At 63.2% G+C, this 13,840-nt stretch carries 13 protein-coding genes and 1 pseudogene; 7 read left to right on the forward strand and 7 right to left on the reverse strand.

Annotation, left to right across the window (positions count from 1 at the left end):
• Nucleotides 1-99: 99 nt before the first annotated feature.
• Nucleotides 100-1,107, reverse strand: coding sequence for a substrate-binding domain-containing protein (locus H7R73_RS00785; protein ID WP_045522401.1), 1,008 nt, complete (start codon nucleotides 1,105-1,107; stop codon nucleotides 100-102).
• A gap of 88 nt (nucleotides 1,108-1,195) precedes the next feature.
• Here H7R73_RS00785 and H7R73_RS00790 point away from each other — a divergent pair, with 88 nt between their 5' ends.
• Nucleotides 1,196-1,846: a Qnr family pentapeptide repeat protein gene (locus tag H7R73_RS00790; protein ID WP_103259336.1), complete on the forward strand. Its 651-nt coding sequence runs from the start codon at nucleotides 1,196-1,198 to the stop codon at nucleotides 1,844-1,846.
• 206 nt (nucleotides 1,847-2,052) lie between these two features.
• Here H7R73_RS00790 and H7R73_RS00795 read toward each other — a convergent pair whose 3' ends face one another.
• Both H7R73_RS00795 and gpmM read right to left on the reverse strand, forming a co-directional pair.
• Nucleotides 2,053-3,456, reverse strand: coding sequence for a peptidoglycan DD-metalloendopeptidase family protein (locus tag H7R73_RS00795; RefSeq protein ID WP_103259337.1), 1,404 nt, complete (start codon nucleotides 3,454-3,456; stop codon nucleotides 2,053-2,055).
• Between the two features lie 9 nt (nucleotides 3,457-3,465).
• Nucleotides 3,466-4,995 (reverse strand): 2,3-bisphosphoglycerate-independent phosphoglycerate mutase, encoded by a 1,530-nt coding sequence (gpmM, locus tag H7R73_RS00800; protein WP_039039496.1) that lies wholly within the window; start codon nucleotides 4,993-4,995, stop codon nucleotides 3,466-3,468.
• A 348-nt stretch (nucleotides 4,996-5,343) separates the two neighbouring features.
• Between gpmM and H7R73_RS00805 the strand changes: the two genes are divergently transcribed.
• The 3 genes from H7R73_RS00805 to gpsA are packed head-to-tail and all read left to right on the forward strand — an operon-like array spanning nucleotide 5,344 to nucleotide 7,300.
• On the forward strand, nucleotides 5,344-5,775 hold the full coding sequence (locus H7R73_RS00805) for a rhodanese-like domain-containing protein (protein WP_010672546.1): 432 nt from the start codon (nucleotides 5,344-5,346) through the stop codon (nucleotides 5,773-5,775).
• A 47-nt stretch (nucleotides 5,776-5,822) separates the two neighbouring features.
• Nucleotides 5,823-6,293 carry a protein-export chaperone SecB gene (secB, locus tag H7R73_RS00810; RefSeq protein WP_010672547.1) on the forward strand — a complete coding sequence of 157 codons (471 nt, stop codon included), beginning with the start codon at nucleotides 5,823-5,825 and terminating at the stop codon, nucleotides 6,291-6,293.
• Between the two features lie 2 nt (nucleotides 6,294-6,295).
• Nucleotides 6,296-7,300, forward strand: coding sequence for an NAD(P)H-dependent glycerol-3-phosphate dehydrogenase (gpsA, locus tag H7R73_RS00815; RefSeq protein WP_103259339.1), 1,005 nt, complete (start codon nucleotides 6,296-6,298; stop codon nucleotides 7,298-7,300).
• Between the two features lie 69 nt (nucleotides 7,301-7,369).
• Here gpsA and nfuA read toward each other — a convergent pair whose 3' ends face one another.
• Complete coding sequence (gene nfuA, locus H7R73_RS00820) at nucleotides 7,370-7,948, reverse strand: Fe-S biogenesis protein NfuA (RefSeq protein WP_010672549.1); 579 nt, start codon at nucleotides 7,946-7,948, stop codon at nucleotides 7,370-7,372.
• A gap of 148 nt (nucleotides 7,949-8,096) precedes the next feature.
• Nucleotides 8,097-8,825 (reverse strand): annotated as a pseudogene (locus tag H7R73_RS24460) (ComF family protein).
• 38 nt (nucleotides 8,826-8,863) lie between these two features.
• On the opposite strand from H7R73_RS24460, the gene bioH reads away from it, so the two are divergent.
• From bioH to H7R73_RS00840, 3 genes are all read left to right on the forward strand, one after another.
• A complete protein-coding gene (gene bioH, locus H7R73_RS00830; RefSeq protein ID WP_010672551.1) occupies nucleotides 8,864-9,628 on the forward strand; it encodes a pimeloyl-ACP methyl ester esterase BioH in 765 nt (254 codons plus the stop codon).
• A gap of 72 nt (nucleotides 9,629-9,700) precedes the next feature.
• Nucleotides 9,701-9,934, forward strand: coding sequence for a flagellar biosynthesis protein FlgE (locus H7R73_RS00835; protein WP_103259341.1), 234 nt, complete (start codon nucleotides 9,701-9,703; stop codon nucleotides 9,932-9,934).
• 1 nt (nucleotide 9,935) lies between these two features.
• On the forward strand, nucleotides 9,936-10,697 hold the full coding sequence (locus H7R73_RS00840; RefSeq protein ID WP_103259342.1) for a putative metalloprotease CJM1_0395 family protein: 762 nt from the start codon (nucleotides 9,936-9,938) through the stop codon (nucleotides 10,695-10,697).
• 59 nt (nucleotides 10,698-10,756) lie between these two features.
• On the opposite strand, the gene H7R73_RS00845 is transcribed toward H7R73_RS00840, so the two are convergent.
• Together H7R73_RS00845 and greB are read right to left on the reverse strand one after the other, a co-directional pair.
• Nucleotides 10,757-13,063 carry a Tex family protein gene (locus H7R73_RS00845; protein WP_182951447.1) on the reverse strand — a complete coding sequence of 769 codons (2,307 nt, stop codon included), beginning with the start codon at nucleotides 13,061-13,063 and terminating at the stop codon, nucleotides 10,757-10,759.
• A 267-nt stretch (nucleotides 13,064-13,330) separates the two neighbouring features.
• On the reverse strand, nucleotides 13,331-13,804 hold the full coding sequence (gene greB, locus H7R73_RS00850; protein WP_039039492.1) for a transcription elongation factor GreB: 474 nt from the start codon (nucleotides 13,802-13,804) through the stop codon (nucleotides 13,331-13,333).
• Nucleotides 13,805-13,840: the final 36 nt, after the last annotated feature.

The following is a 13,840-nucleotide window of genomic DNA, read 5'->3' on the forward strand; positions in this document are numbered from 1 at the left end:
GACAGGGGGGATGGAGGAGCCAGCATAGGCCAGGGGACGGCGAGGGGAGAGGGGGGAAGGCGCCATCATGGCGGTCGAACGCGCCATGATGGCCGGGGATCAGCCGAGGCTTTCCCCCTCATAGAGGGAGAAGCCGATGTCCTTGCACCTGGTCGCCAGCGGCTGGCCGCCGAGGCGGGCCAGCAGCATGATGGCGGCTTCGCGACCTATGGTCTCGCGGGGGGTAACGATGCTGGCGAGCTTGGGGGTCATGGCGTGGCCGATGTCGAGGGCGTTGCTGCCGGCGATGGCCACCTGCTGGGGCACCGGGATCCACCTGGCCTGGCATTGCAGCAGGGCCCCCACCGCCAGGTCGTCGTTGGTGCAGAACAGGCCGTCGAGATCGGGGAAGCGCGCCATGGCCTGGGCCAGCAGCTCTCCCCCCAGGGTGAAGCTGGAGGATTGCTCCGTCAGCAGGTGCTGGCCGGTCAGACCGAAATCGGCCATCGCCTGGTAGTAGCCTTCCATTCGCAGCTGGGTGCGCACGTCGAGCCGGGCGCCGAGGTAGATCACCTTGCGCCGTCCCCGGCGCAGCATCTCTGTTACCATGGCCCGGGCGGCGGCCCGGTGATCCATGCCCACCACCATGTCGATGGGGGAGAGGGGCAGATCCATGGTCTCCACCACCGGGATGCCGGCGGTGGCGATCATCTTGCGGGTGCGCTCGGTGTGCTGGGTGTCCGAGAGGATGAGCCCGTCCACGTTGTAGGAGAGGAGCGAGGCGATCTGCTCCTCCTCCCGCTCCGGGCTGTAGCCGTAGTGGGCGAGCAGGGTCTGGTAGCCGGCGGGCCGGGTCACCGCCTCGATGCCGTGGATCACCGCCGAGAAGACCTGGTTGGAGAGGGAGGGGATCAGGATGCCGATCGCCTTGCTGGTGGCGTTCGACAGCATGTCCGGCGCCCGGTTCGGGATGTAGCCGAGCTCCTCCACCGCGGCGGCGATGCGCTCGCGGGTCCCTTCGGCCACGGCGGACGGGTCGCGCAGGTAGCGGCTGACGGTCATCTTGGTGACACCGGTCAGGTCGGCAATGTCCTGCAGGGTAGGGCGGCGCTTGCGGGTGTCGTTCATCTGGGGATCCAGCAAAAAATGTTACACGTAACATTACCGTTTTTGCACGGCAATGTCAGCATATGACGCCATCAACAGGGGCCAGGGGATGATCAAGGGCAGGTGTTTCGAGGGGGTCCACTTCGAGCAGCAGGAGGTGGAGGGGGAGCAGTTCCAGGGGTGCCGCTTCATCGGCTGTCACTTCTCCTGGCTCGATCTCGGGGAGAGCCGCTTCGTCGACTGCAGCTTCTATGACAGGGAACGGGAGCTGGGCTGCCTGTTTCAGGGCTGCGATCTGAGGGAGGCGAGCTTCCTGCGCTGCGATCTCACCCTGGCGGACTTCGGCCGCAGCCAGTGTCTTGGGCTGGAGATGCGCGACTGCCAGGCCATGGGGATCAACTTCGCCCATGCCAGCTTCGCCAACCGGATCACTGCCAAAAGCTACTTCTGCGAGGCCCACCTCACCGGCAACAACTTCAGCTACGCCAACTTCGAAAGCTGCCTGCTGGAGCGGTGCGAGCTTGCCAGCAACCGCTGGCAGGGGGCCAACCTGCTGGGCGCCTCCCTGGCGGGCTCGGATCTCAGCGGCTCCGAGTTCGGGCAAATCGACTGGACCAGCTTCAACCTGCAAGGCTGCGATCTGCGCCAGTGCGATCTGCCCGGTCTGGATCTGCGCCGGGTCAACCTCGCCGGGGTGCAGATCAATGAAGATCAGCAGCAGGGGCTGCTGGAGCAGATCGGGCTGGTGGTCTTCCCCTGAGCGGGGTGGAAAAGAGGTAAGTTTTCATCATCGGGGCGGGCGGTGTGGTGCCCCCCCTGCCAAGCAAAAAGCCTGCGCGATGCAGACTTTTTGTCAGGTGAAGTGGTAAACGACGCGGTGTTGCTGTCTTTTGCTCCCTGCCCCCCTCGCGGGAGAAGGGCTGGGGATGAGGTAGCGGACTCCGATCGGGCACCGACAAGGCGGGCTTAGCGTCTGGCCAGCCACTTGGTCGGGTTGATGGCCTCGCCCTGATAGCGGATCTCGAAGTAGAGGCCGGAGCGCTCCTGTCCGCCGCTGTCGCCGACCAGGGCCACGGGTTCCCCTTGCTCCACCTTTTGTCCCACCTGGCGCAGCAGCGACTGATTGTGGCCGTAGAGGCTCATGTAGCCCTTGCCGTGGTCGATGACCAGCAGCATGCCGAAGCCGTCGAGCCAGTCGGCGTAGACCACCTGGCCCGGTGCCACCGCCTTGACCTGGGTCCCTTCGCTGGCGCCGATCAGGGTGCCCTTCCACTTCAGCTCGGCGGTACGCGGCGAGCCGTAGGAGATGAGGATGGGGCCCTGCACCGGCCAGCGCAGGTTGCCACCCGTGCTCAGACCGCCGTAGCCGTTGCTGCTCGCCTTGGCGCTGTTGCGGGCGGCCGCTTGCTGCTGCGCCACCTTGGCCTGCTGTTCGGCGACGCGCTGCTGCTGGGCCGCCAGCCGCTGCTGTTCGCCGACCTGGCGCTGCTGGGCCGCGATCCGCTGCTGCTCCTCGATGCGCTTCTGCTCGGCTGCCAGGCGCTGGGCCTCCAGACGGCGCTGGCGCTCCTGCTCGGCCTTGATCTTGGCAAGGCGCTCCCGCTCGGCCCGTTCGCGGCGTTCCTTTTCTTCCTGCTGGCGACGCAGCTCTTCCAGCCGCGCCTTGAGCGCCTTCTCCGCCTTGACCAGCTTGTCGAGCTTCTGCTCGTCGGCCTGCACCGATTGCTGCAACTGGTTGCGCACCTTGGCACGGCTCTGCTGGCTGGCCAGCAGGCTCTGGTGATGTTCCTGCTGCTCGCCGATCAGGGTCTGGAGGCGGTTCTCGGTCTCTCTGGTGGCCTGCTGGTTCTTGGCCAGCTTGTCACGGGTGGCGCGCAGGGCTTCGATGGCCTCGATACGGGCCTTGTTGAGGTAGTCGAAATAGTCGAGGGCGCGGCTCAGCTTGGCCGGATCCTGCTGGTTGAGCAGCAGTTTGAGGTAATCGTGGTTGCCCGCCTGGAAGGCGCTTTCCGCCTGCTTGGCCAGCAACTGTTTCTGATGTTTTGCTTGTTGCTCCAGTGCCAGCTTGTCCTGCTGCAGGGACGCCAGCTTCTGCTGGTTCTGCCGGAGTTGCTGTCTGGTCTGCTCGAGTTTGGCAGCGGCAGCCGAAATGGCCTGCTCGTCAGCCTTGAGCTGGGTGTTGAGCTTGGCAAGCTCCTGCTTGCTGAGCTTGAGGGTCTGTTGCTGTTCCTTGATCTGGGACTGCATGGCCCCCAGCTGCTGGTTCGCAGCCTGGGCTGTGCCGGTACCGCCGATCAGGCAAAAAAACAGCGCGCCGGCCAACAGGCCGACGCGACTGGTTTTCTGTGAAATAATTTCGCATCCCCGCATGGGGCAGGATTATTTCAGAATCATCAGGGGCTTGCCAGTCATTTCCGGCGGCACCGGCAGACCCATCAGGGTCAGCATGGTGGGGGCCAGATCGGACAGTTTGCCACCTTCGGCGACCTCGGCTTTACGACCGAAGTAGATGAGGGGAACCGGCAGATTGGTGTGGGCGGTGTGGGCCTGACCAGTCTCTTCGTCCATCATCTTCTCGGCGTTGCCATGGTCGGCGGTGATGAGGCACTCGCCACCCACTTCCGCCAGGGCGTCGGTGACGCGACCGATGCAGTGGTCGACCGCTTCACAGGCTTTGACGGCCGCATCGAACACGCCGGTGTGACCGACCATGTCGCCGTTCGGGTAGTTGCAGATGATGACGTCGTACTTGCCGCTCTTGATGGCCGCAACCAGCTTGTCGGTCAGCTCTTCGGAGCTCATCTCCGGCTGCAGGTCATAGGTAGCCACTTTCGGGCTCGCCACGATTTCGCGATCTTCGCCGCTGAAGCAGGCCTCTTCGCCACCGTTGAAGAAGAAGGTGACGTGGGCGTACTTCTCGGTCTCGGAGATGCGCAGCTGGGTCTTGCCCTGCTTGGCCAGCCACTCACCCAGGGTATTGACCAGGGCGGTGGGCGGATAGGCACAGGCGGTTTTGATGTCGGCCGCGTATTCGGTCAGCATCACGAAGTGCAGCGCCGGGGTGGCGGTGCGGGCGAAGCCGGTGAAGTCGGTATCGACGAAGGCGCGGGTGATTTCGCGGGCGCGGTCGGCGCGGAAGTTCATGAAGATCAGCGCATCGCCGTCGATCATCGGTACAGCGTCGCCGATGCGGGTGGCTTTGACGAACTCGTCGTTCTCGTCGCGGGCATAGGCGGCGGCCAGCGCGTCGGTGGCGTTGTCGGCGGTGAATTCGCCCTTGCCCTGGGTCATCAGGTCATAGGCCTGCTGCACGCGATCCCAGCGGTTGTCGCGGTCCATGGCGTAGTAACGACCGATCATGGAGGCGAAACGACCCTTGCCCAGTCGGGCAAACAGGGCGTCGAACAGCTCGATGGAGGACTGGGCACTGCGCGGCGGGACGTCGCGGCCATCCAGGAAGGCGTGGAAGTAGATCTGCTCGGCGCCACGCTTGGCGGCCATCTCGATCATGCCCATGATGTGCTCTTCGTGGCTGTGTACGCCACCCGGGGACATCAGCCCCATGATGTGCACGGCCTTGCCCTTGGTCACGGCAGCGTCGACAGCCTTGGCCAGCTCGACGTTCTGGAAGAAGTCGCCGTCCTGGATGTCCTTGGAGATGCGGGTCAGCTCCTGATAGACGACGCGACCGGCACCGATGTTGGTGTGGCCCACTTCGGAGTTGCCCATCTGGCCGTCCGGCAGACCCACGTCCAGGCCGGAGCCGGAGATCAGGGTGCTGGTGTAGTCACGGGCCAGGCGATCCAGGTTGGGGGTCTTGGCAGCAGCAACGGCGTTGTACTCTTGCTTGGTGCTGTAGCCCCAACCGTCCATGATGACCAGAACCAGCGGTTTCTTAGCTGTTGACATAAGGCTATGTCCTCTCGGATAGGAATGAATTGCGGGAAGTGAAACTAGCGTAATATTACTACATCTGCCGAAATAGTCACCTGATAGCCAAGTCCCTCTCCAGCCTCGCTTTTTAACTGTTATCCCGCTGTTTTAGGCATGTTGCCGGCTTGTCTGCCTCGGCGGGTTTTCCTCTGTTTCCCCCCTCTTTTCGGCATGGCGCATCCTCTCGTTCGGCCCGGTTGGAGGAGGAAGAATCGGCAGCCATCCCTGATGGGAGCTTGCTCTCGCTTTGCCGCCAAGATGGCTGATCTTATGCAGGGCCCCATGTATACTCGGGCCCTTGTCTTGGTCCCTGGATAGTAGAAGATGCAAGAGTATTTGGATTTCGCGGCCCGCAATCCGCTGCTGACCGCAGCCTGGTTGGGCCTGGCAGGCACCCTGGTGTACACCACTGTGCGTGCTCGTTTTTCTCCGGTGAAGGCGGTCAACAACCACGCCGCTACCCTGCTTATCAACCGTGAAAATGCCACCGTCGTGGACATTCGCAGTCAGGATGAATTTGCCAAGGGTCATCTGGCCGGGGCCCATCACCTACCGCTCGCCCAGATCCAGGCGAATAATCTGGGTCCGGTTGAAAAGCACAAGGATGCCCCCATCATAGTGGTGTGCGAGTCGGGGATGACCGCTGGTGGCGCGGGTCGCCAACTGAGCAAGGCCGGTTTCAAGCAGGTGTATGTGCTCAGCGGTGGCATGGCCCAATGGCGTGCAGACAATCTGCCGGTGACCAAAAAACGCTGATTTAAGGGCCTGCGCCCACTCATTATCTTAAAAAGGAATCAAACGAAATGGCTGACGAAATCAACAATCAGGAAGTGCAACCGGAATTCCACATCCAGCGTGTCTACACCAAGGATGTCTCCTTCGAAGCCCCGAATACTCCGCACATCTTCCAGAAAGAGTGGCAGCCGGACGTCAAGCTGGACATGGACACCAAGACCAATGTCCTGGCCGACAGCGTCTATGAAGTGGTGCTGACCCTGACTGTCACCTGCAAGCTGGAAACCGAGACCGCCTTCCTGTGCGAAGTGCAGCAAGCCGGCATCTTCACCATCGGCAACCTGCCTGAGCCGCAACTGGCCCACTGCCTGGCGGCCTTCTGCCCGAACATCCTGTTCCCGTATGCCCGCGAAGCGGTATCCAACCTGGTGAGCAAGGGGTCCTTCCCGCAGCTGAACCTGGCACCGGTCAACTTCGACGCCCTGTTCGCCCAGCACATGGCGCAGGTACAGGCCCAGCAGGCGACTGCGGAAGCCTGATAATGGCCGACCAGATCGCAATCTCGGTCCTGGGGGCGGGGTCTTATGGCTCCGCCCTTGCCATTTCTCTGGCGCGCAACGGTCATCCGACCCTGCTGTGGGGTCACGACCCTGCCCATGTCGCCGAGCTGGAACAGGAGCGCTGCAACAAGGCATTCTTGCCGGATGTCCCCTTCCCGGCCGATCTGCAACTGACGTCGGATCTGCAGACGGCGGTGCAAGCCGCTCCCGTGCTGCTGCTGGTGGTGCCGAGTCATGTGTTCGGCCAGGTACTGGCCCGGGTCAAACCCTTCCTGCGCCCGGATACCCGGATCGCCTGGGCCACCAAGGGGCTGGAGCCGGACAGCGGCCGTCTGCTGCAAGAGGTGGCGCGGGAGGTGCTGGGGGATGCCATTCCACTGGCGGTCATCTCGGGCCCGACCTTCGCCCGCGAGCTGGCCGCCGGTCTGCCGACCGCCATCTCGGTGGCCTCGACCCACGACGACTTTGCCGACGATCTCTCCCACCTGCTACACTGCGGCCGCTCGTTCCGGGTCTATACCAATCCGGACTTCATCGGTCTGCAGCTGGGCGGGGCGGTCAAGAACGTCATCGCCATCGGTGCCGGTCTCTCCGACGGGCTGGGCTTTGGCGCCAACGCCAGAACCGCGCTCATCACTCGGGGTCTGGTGGAGATGCAGCGTCTGGGCGCCGCCCTCGGGGCCGACGCCAAGACCTTCATGGGGATGGCGGGGCTCGGGGATCTGGTGCTGACCTGTACCGACAACCAGTCGCGCAACCGCCGTTTCGGTCTGGCGCTGGGAGCGGGCAAGTCGGTTGACACCGCCATGGCCGAGATAGGCCAGGTGGTGGAAGGCTATCGCAACACCAAGGAGGTGCATCTGCTGGCGGCCCGCTGTGGCGTCGAGATGCCCATCTGCGAACAGATCTTCAAGGTGTTGTACGAAGGCAAGAATCCGAAAGAGGCGGCCATCGCCTTGCTGTCGCGAGACAAGAAGGACGAGTGATCTGCCAGCCGCAGAATGCAAAAGGCCCCGCCAGCTGGCGGGGCCTTTTCTTTGCCGCAAGGGGGCAAATCAGTAGTAGGAGTGGTCGCCGCGCTGGTGCTCGGTGGCATCCTTGACGCCGTTGAGCTCGCCCGGGAATTTCTCCAGCAACTGCTTCTCGATCCCCTCTTTCAGGGTGTAGTCGACCATGGAGCAACCGTTGCAACCGCCGCCAAACTGCAGGATGGCCAGTTTGTCGTCGGTCAGCTCGACCAGGGTGACCTTGCCGCCGTGACCGGCCAGCATGGGGTTCACCTCGGACATCAACACGTACTCGATGCGGTCGATCAGCGGGGCGTCGTCGGCCACCTTGCGCATCTTGGCGTTGGGTGCCTTCAGGGTGAGCTGAGAGCCCATCTGATCGGTGACGAAGTCGATGGTGGCATCCACCAGGAAGGGGGCGCTCAGGGGATCGACCAGGCAGTCGAAGCCGCTGAACGGCAGGTGCTGATCTTCCGGATCGACCGCGTCGGGTGGGCAATAGGATACGCCGCACTCGGCATTCTGGGTTCCCGGATTGACCACAAACACCCGGATGTTGGTGCCATCAGGCTGCTTCTCCAGCAACTTGCGGAAGTGGGCCTGGGCGGTGTCGGAAATGCTGATCATCACTATCCTCATAAACCTGAGTGTACGACTAGGGTATTCATGATAACTCGCTTGGCGGGGCTTGGGTAGCGTGCCGATGGCGAGCCTGTGAGCCCGGGCGTATCGGAATCATGCCGCCAGCGGACTCCCGGGCCGGATCCCTGCCCGGTTATTTCAGGTGTCGGAGGGTACGGCAGATGGCCCACACCTCTACCGTAGTGACGCCGTGCTCATGAAGCAACCGGGTGAGCTGACCTGCGGTGGCGCCCGTGGTGACCACATCATCGAGCAGTGCCACATGCCGGTAGTGGTGAGGTGCCATTTCGAAGGCGCCTCGCAGATTGCGTCGCCGCTGGCCGGCACTGAGCCGGGTCTGTTGCGGGGTCGACCTTGTCCGGCGCAGTACGCGGGTGTCGCAAGGAATGCCGGTGAGTGCGCTCAGGGCATGGCCGATTTCTTCTGCCTGATTGAAGCCGCGCCACCACTGGCGCTACCAGTGCAGGGGAACCGGAATGATGACCTGCGGTGGGTTGGCGAGATCCAGATGGTCTGCCAGCAGGCTGGCAAGCAGCGGCGCGAGCAGGATCTGACCGGAATACTTCAGCCGGGGGATGAGTTGGGCATAAGGTGCCTGATAATCGCCGATCACCTGCAAACGCTCCCAGGGGGCGGGTCTGCGCTGGCAGCGTCCGCACAGCAGTTCGCTCTCGCGATGTTGCTCCGGCAGCGGTGCTGCACACATCAGGCATCGTCTGTCGTGTTGGCGCTGGGCGTGGCGGCACCAGGAGCACAACAAGGGCGTGTCGTCACAGGGTTGGCGACAGAGCAGGCATAGACCGAGCCAGTCGGACTGGGTGCCAAGGATCGGACTTGCTTTGGCGAGCAGCCGCTTTAACATGCAGGCTCCAAGCAGATAAACAGGGATCTTGAGTCTAGATGAGCGTATCGGTTGAGCGGTTTGGCCAGGGCCCGGACCTGGTGTTGTTGCATGGCTGGGGCATGAACGGGGCCGTCTGGCATGGTATTGCCCAAGAACTGGCTGCCCACTATCGGCTGCATCTGGTGGACCTGCCCGGCTTTGGCAACAGCCCCCTGCAAGCAGGGACAGACTACACCCTGCCCTGGCTGGCAGAGCAGGTGGCGGCCATATTGCCTGAAAAATGCCATCTGCTCGGCTGGTCCCTCGGTGGTCTGGTGGCGAGTCAGTTGGCGCTGACCATGCCTGAACGCCTTCACTCTCTTATTACCGTAGCCAGTTCTCCCTGCTTCATGGCCCGCGACGAGTGGCCCGGGATTGCCCCCAAGGTGCTGGCGGGGTTCAACCAGATGCTGGCCGGCGACTTCATGCAGACCATAGAGCGCTTCCTCGCGATCCAGGCCATGGGCAGCGAGCACGCCAGAAACGACATTCGCCAGTTGCGTCACTGGCTGGCGGAGCGACCCGCTCCCCGGCTTGCGGCCCTGGAGGCGGGTCTGGGCCTGCTGGCCGAGGTCGATCTGCGGGATGAACTGATCGGCCTGGATCTGCCCTGGCTGCGTCTTTACGGCAGGCTAGATACCCTGGTGCCGAAGGCCGCCATTCCCTTGCTGGATGCGCGCTACCCTGCCAGCCACAGTCTGGTGCTGGAGAAGGCATCCCATGCTCCCTTCATCTCCCATCCAGAGCAGTTCATCACCCTCCTGCGGCGGTTCATTGACTGAGATTTGAGCGGCAGGCTTCAATAACTCGTCAGGTTGGTGGATAATTAGCCAACCCTACAGAGGAGTGTGCCAATGCGTATCGAATCAGCCATGACGGCGGGCGTGCAGGGGTTCCAACGGGCCGAGCAGTTGGCGGGCCAGGCGTCCAGCCAGATCGCCCGTCTCAATACGTCAGCGGGTGAGCAGGTGCAGTTGCCGGATGAACTGGTGAATCTCAAGGTGGCCGAGCTGCATGCCGGGGTATCCGCCAAAGTGATACAGACGGCCAGCGACATGCTGGGCACCCTGATCGATATCCGGGTGTGACATGAACATCAACGTCAGTCTGCCGACCATCATTCCGAATCAACTGCAGCCGCAGACGGAATCGGCACAGACTGACAACCGCCGCGCAGAACTGGTCCCCCCCAGCCGCCAGAGCGAAGCGTCCAACGCCGAGTCCGGCGTCGGTTCCCAGAAAGAGAGAGCCCGGGCCGCCCAGGCCAATCCCGCCGCCCCATCCTCGTCCACGAAAGAGAACGGCCAGACCGGCCCCGTGATGGTGGCGCACCGTTTTGTCGAGGCAACGGGGGAGGAGGGGGAGCGTCGACAACGTCAGGAGGGTGAGCAGCAGGAGCAGCAAAAGCAGCAGCGTCAGGTGGCTGCGCTGGTCGAACGGGATCTCGAAGTTCGCAAGCACGAGCAGGCTCACCAGGCAGCCGGCGGCGAGCATGCGGGGAGCCCTACCTACCAGTTTTCCCGTGGGCCGGATGGCAAACGTTATGCCACCGGGGGGGAGGTGGTCATCGACATGGGGACCATTCCCGGGGATCCCGCCGCGACCATCGCCAAGATGCAGCAGGTGCGTGCCGCTGCACTGGCTCCCGATGAACCATCGTCACAAGACATGAGTGTGGCCCGTGCCGCCTCTGGCAAGGAGGCACAGGCCCGCAAGGATCTGATGACCCTCAGGCAGGAAACCACAGGCCCGCTCGGTGCTTATATGGACAATCGAAACCAGGTGATTGCCAGGCACTATCAGCAAGCGGTGAGGCCAGCCTCCCCGCATAGCCTGAGTCAGGACGTTTGATCCCGCTCCGTGCAGGCATGAAAAAGCCCCTTTCGGGGCTTTTTTGCATTTCTGGGGGCTTATTTCTTCAGTTTCGACAGGGCAGCCGCGAAGGCGTTGCCCATGGCACCCTCGGTCGAAGCGCTCTGACGGGGCGCCTGTTTCGGTCGGGCGTTGCCGGTGTGACGCGGCTCGGCCGGTTTGCGTGCAGGCTGGTCGGCTTTTTCATCCAGACGCATGGTCAGACTGATGCGTTTGCGCGGTACGTCGACTTCCAGCACCTTGACCCGGACGATGTCACCGGCCTTGACCACCTCACGGGGATCCTTGACGAAGCGATCGGTGAGGGAAGAAATGTGCACCAGCCCGTCCTGATGGACGCCGATGTCGACGAAGGCGCCGAAGTTGGTGACGTTGGTGACCACACCCTCCAGCACCATCTCGGGCACCAGATCGCTGATTTTTTCTACCCCTTCCTTGAAGGTGGCGGTCTTGAACTCGGGACGCGGGTCGCGGCCCGGCTTGTCCAGCTCGCCGATGATGTCCGTGACGGTAGGCACCCCGAACTGCTCGTCGGTGTAGTCGGTGGGCTTGAGGGTGCGCAGCAGGCTGCTGTTGCCGAGCAGGCTGTCCACGGTCTGCTCCAGCTTGGCGAGGATCCGCTCCACCACCGGGTAGGATTCCGGGTGCACCGCCGAGCCGTCCAGCGGATTGCTGCCGCCCCGAATGCGCAGGAAGCCGGCGCACTGCTCGAATGCCTTGGGCCCGAGCCGGCTTACTTTCAGCAACTGCTGACGACTCTTGAAGGCGCCGTTCTCGTCGCGGTAGGCGACGATGTTCTGGGCCAGGGTCTGGGAGAGGCCGGAAACCCGGTTGAGCAGGGCGACCGAGGCGGTATTCACATCCACCCCCACCGCGTTCACGCAATCCTCGACCACGGCATCGAGGCGGCGGGCCAGCTGGCTCTGGCCGACGTCGTGCTGGTACTGGCCCACACCTATGCTCTTGGGATCGATTTTGACCAGCTCGGCCAGGGGATCCTGCAGCCGGCGGGCGATGGAGACAGCGCCGCGAATGGAGACGTCGAGATCCGGGAATTCCTGGGAGGCGAGCTCGGAGGCGGAGTAGACCGATGCCCCCGCTTCACTCACTACTATCTTCTGTGCCTTGGCGGCCGGGTAGCGCTCGAACAGATCGCTCACCAGGCGGTCGGTTTCCCGGGATGCGGTGCCGTTGCCGATGCTGATGAGCTCGACCTTGTGCTTCTGGCACAGCTCGCTCAGGGTCTTGAGACTCTGGTCAACCTGGCGTTTGGGTTCGAACGGATAAATGGTCGCGTGATCGACCAGCTTGCCGGTGGCACCCACCACCGCCACCTTGACCCCGGTGCGGATGCCGGGATCCAGCCCCATGGTGCAACGCATGCCGGCCGGCGCCGCCATCAGCAGATCCTTGAGGTTCATGGCGAATACCTTGATCGCCTCCTCCTCTGCTGACTCGCGGATGCGACCGATGAGCTCGGTTTCCATCTGCAAGGAGAGCTTGATCTTCCAGGTCCAGCTCACCACCCCCTGCAGCCACTTGTCGGCCGGGCGGTGTTGCAAGTTGAGCCTGAGGTGATGGGCAATGATCCCTTCGCAGGGGCTGGCGCCCTCATCGTCGCCGGCGACCAGCGCCAGATTGAGCACTCCCTCGTTGCGACCGCGCAGCATGGCCAGCACCCGGTGGGAGGGGGCCTTGTGCAGAGGTTCGTCATGTTCGAAGTAATCCTTGAACTTGGCCCCTTCCTGCTCCTTGCCGGCCACCACGCGAGCGCGCAGGGTGGCGTTGTGCCACAGGTAGTCCCGCAGCTTCTCCAGCAGGTCGGCCTGCTCGGCGAAGCGCTCCATCAGGATATAGCGGGCACCGTCGAGGGCGGCCTTGCCGTCGGTGATCCCCTGCTCGGCATTGAGGAAGCGAACCGCCTCCTGCTCGGGATCTTTCAGCTGGTCGCTCAGCAGCAGGTCGGCCAGTGGCTCCAACCCCGCTTCGATGGCCATCTGCCCCTTGGTGCGGCGCTTGGGCTTGTAGGGGAGGTAGAGGTCTTCCAGCCGGGTCTTGCTGTCGGCGTCGTTCAGCTCGCGGGCCAGCTCGGTGGTCAGTTTGCCCTGCTCTTCGATGGAGCGCAGGATCACCTGGCGGCGATCCGCCAGTTCACGCAGGTAGCCGAGGCGACTCTCCAGGGTACGCAGCTGGCTGTCGTCCAGACCGCCGGTCACCTCTTTGCGGTAACGGGCGATGAAGGGGACGGTGGCACCTTCGTCCAGCAGGCGAACGGCGGCCTGCACCTGCTCCGGGCGGGCATTCAGCTCACCGGCAATCTGATGTTCTATTACGTGGCTTTGCATCGAGGGTCTCTTGGTCGGGTCCTGGTCAACGGGCAGGCGCGAGGCGATGTCGCCGGGCAGGGGTCTGTCCTGGCGGTACTCAAGGTACCAGCCGGACCACTGCCGCGCGGGCCGGTTGGCGCCGCAAGGCGCCGGGTGTGAGCACTATATGGGGTCGGGCAGCGGGATGCCACCCCGGCAGAAATGACGTTTCTCATACCCGGTGGGCGGACATGCTCGCTCTCTCCTGGCCTTGTCAGCCGATTTGGCAGTGAGGGTCGGCCTGGCTTATTTGGGATAGCTGATCTCATTGATGTACCAGCAGGCGTCACCCACTGGCGTTTGAACCATGGCTTCATCGCCCACCTCTTTCTTGAGCAGGGCACGGGCCATGGGGGAGTCGATGGAGATGTAATCCTTGCGGCCGAAGATCTCGTCATAGCCGACGATGCGAAAGCGCTTGGTCTCACCCTCGTCGTTTTCCACCTCGACCCAGGCGCCGAAGAAGACCTTGCCCTCCTGGGAGGGGGAGTAGTCGACTATGGTCAGCTCTTCCAGGCACTTGCGCAGGTAGCGAACCCGGCGGTCGATCTCCCGCAGGCGTTTCTTGTTGTACTGGTAATCGGCATTCTCGCTGCGATCACCCAGGCTCGCCGCCCAAGCTACTTTTTTGGTGACATCGGGCCTCTCCTCCCGCCAGAGCATGTCGTGCTCCTGCCGGAGCCTGGTGTAGCCTTCACGGGTAATGAGTTTGGTTTTCATGGGGTTATCACTCCCTCGCCAATTGCATCCGGTTGC

The organism is Aeromonas sp. WP2-W18-CRE-05, from assembly GCF_014168615.1.
GTDB classification, from domain to species: Bacteria; Pseudomonadota; Gammaproteobacteria; order Enterobacterales; family Aeromonadaceae; genus Aeromonas; species Aeromonas caviae.

Coding starts and splice junctions, on each gene's coding strand:
- H7R73_RS00805 (WP_010672546.1), top strand. CDS start 5,344: ATGCAAGAGTATTTGGATTTCGCGGCCCGCAATCCGCTGCTGACCGCA.
- H7R73_RS00845 (WP_182951447.1), bottom strand. CDS start 13,063: ATGCAAAGCCACGTAATAGAACATCAGATTGCCGGTGAGCTGAATGCC.
- gpsA (WP_103259339.1), top strand. CDS start 6,296: ATGGCCGACCAGATCGCAATCTCGGTCCTGGGGGCGGGGTCTTATGGC.
- secB (WP_010672547.1), top strand. CDS start 5,823: ATGGCTGACGAAATCAACAATCAGGAAGTGCAACCGGAATTCCACATC.
- gpmM (WP_039039496.1), bottom strand. CDS start 4,995: ATGTCAACAGCTAAGAAACCGCTGGTTCTGGTCATCATGGACGGTTGG.
- H7R73_RS00835 (WP_103259341.1), top strand. CDS start 9,701: ATGCGTATCGAATCAGCCATGACGGCGGGCGTGCAGGGGTTCCAACGG.
- H7R73_RS00795 (WP_103259337.1), bottom strand. CDS start 3,456: ATGCGGGGATGCGAAATTATTTCACAGAAAACCAGTCGCGTCGGCCTG.
- H7R73_RS00790 (WP_103259336.1), top strand. CDS start 1,196: ATGATCAAGGGCAGGTGTTTCGAGGGGGTCCACTTCGAGCAGCAGGAG.
- bioH (WP_010672551.1), top strand. CDS start 8,864: ATGAGCGTATCGGTTGAGCGGTTTGGCCAGGGCCCGGACCTGGTGTTG.
- H7R73_RS00840 (WP_103259342.1), top strand. CDS start 9,936: ATGAACATCAACGTCAGTCTGCCGACCATCATTCCGAATCAACTGCAG.
- H7R73_RS00785 (WP_045522401.1), bottom strand. CDS start 1,107: ATGAACGACACCCGCAAGCGCCGCCCTACCCTGCAGGACATTGCCGAC.
- nfuA (WP_010672549.1), bottom strand. CDS start 7,948: ATGATCAGCATTTCCGACACCGCCCAGGCCCACTTCCGCAAGTTGCTG.
- greB (WP_039039492.1), bottom strand. CDS start 13,804: ATGAAAACCAAACTCATTACCCGTGAAGGCTACACCAGGCTCCGGCAG.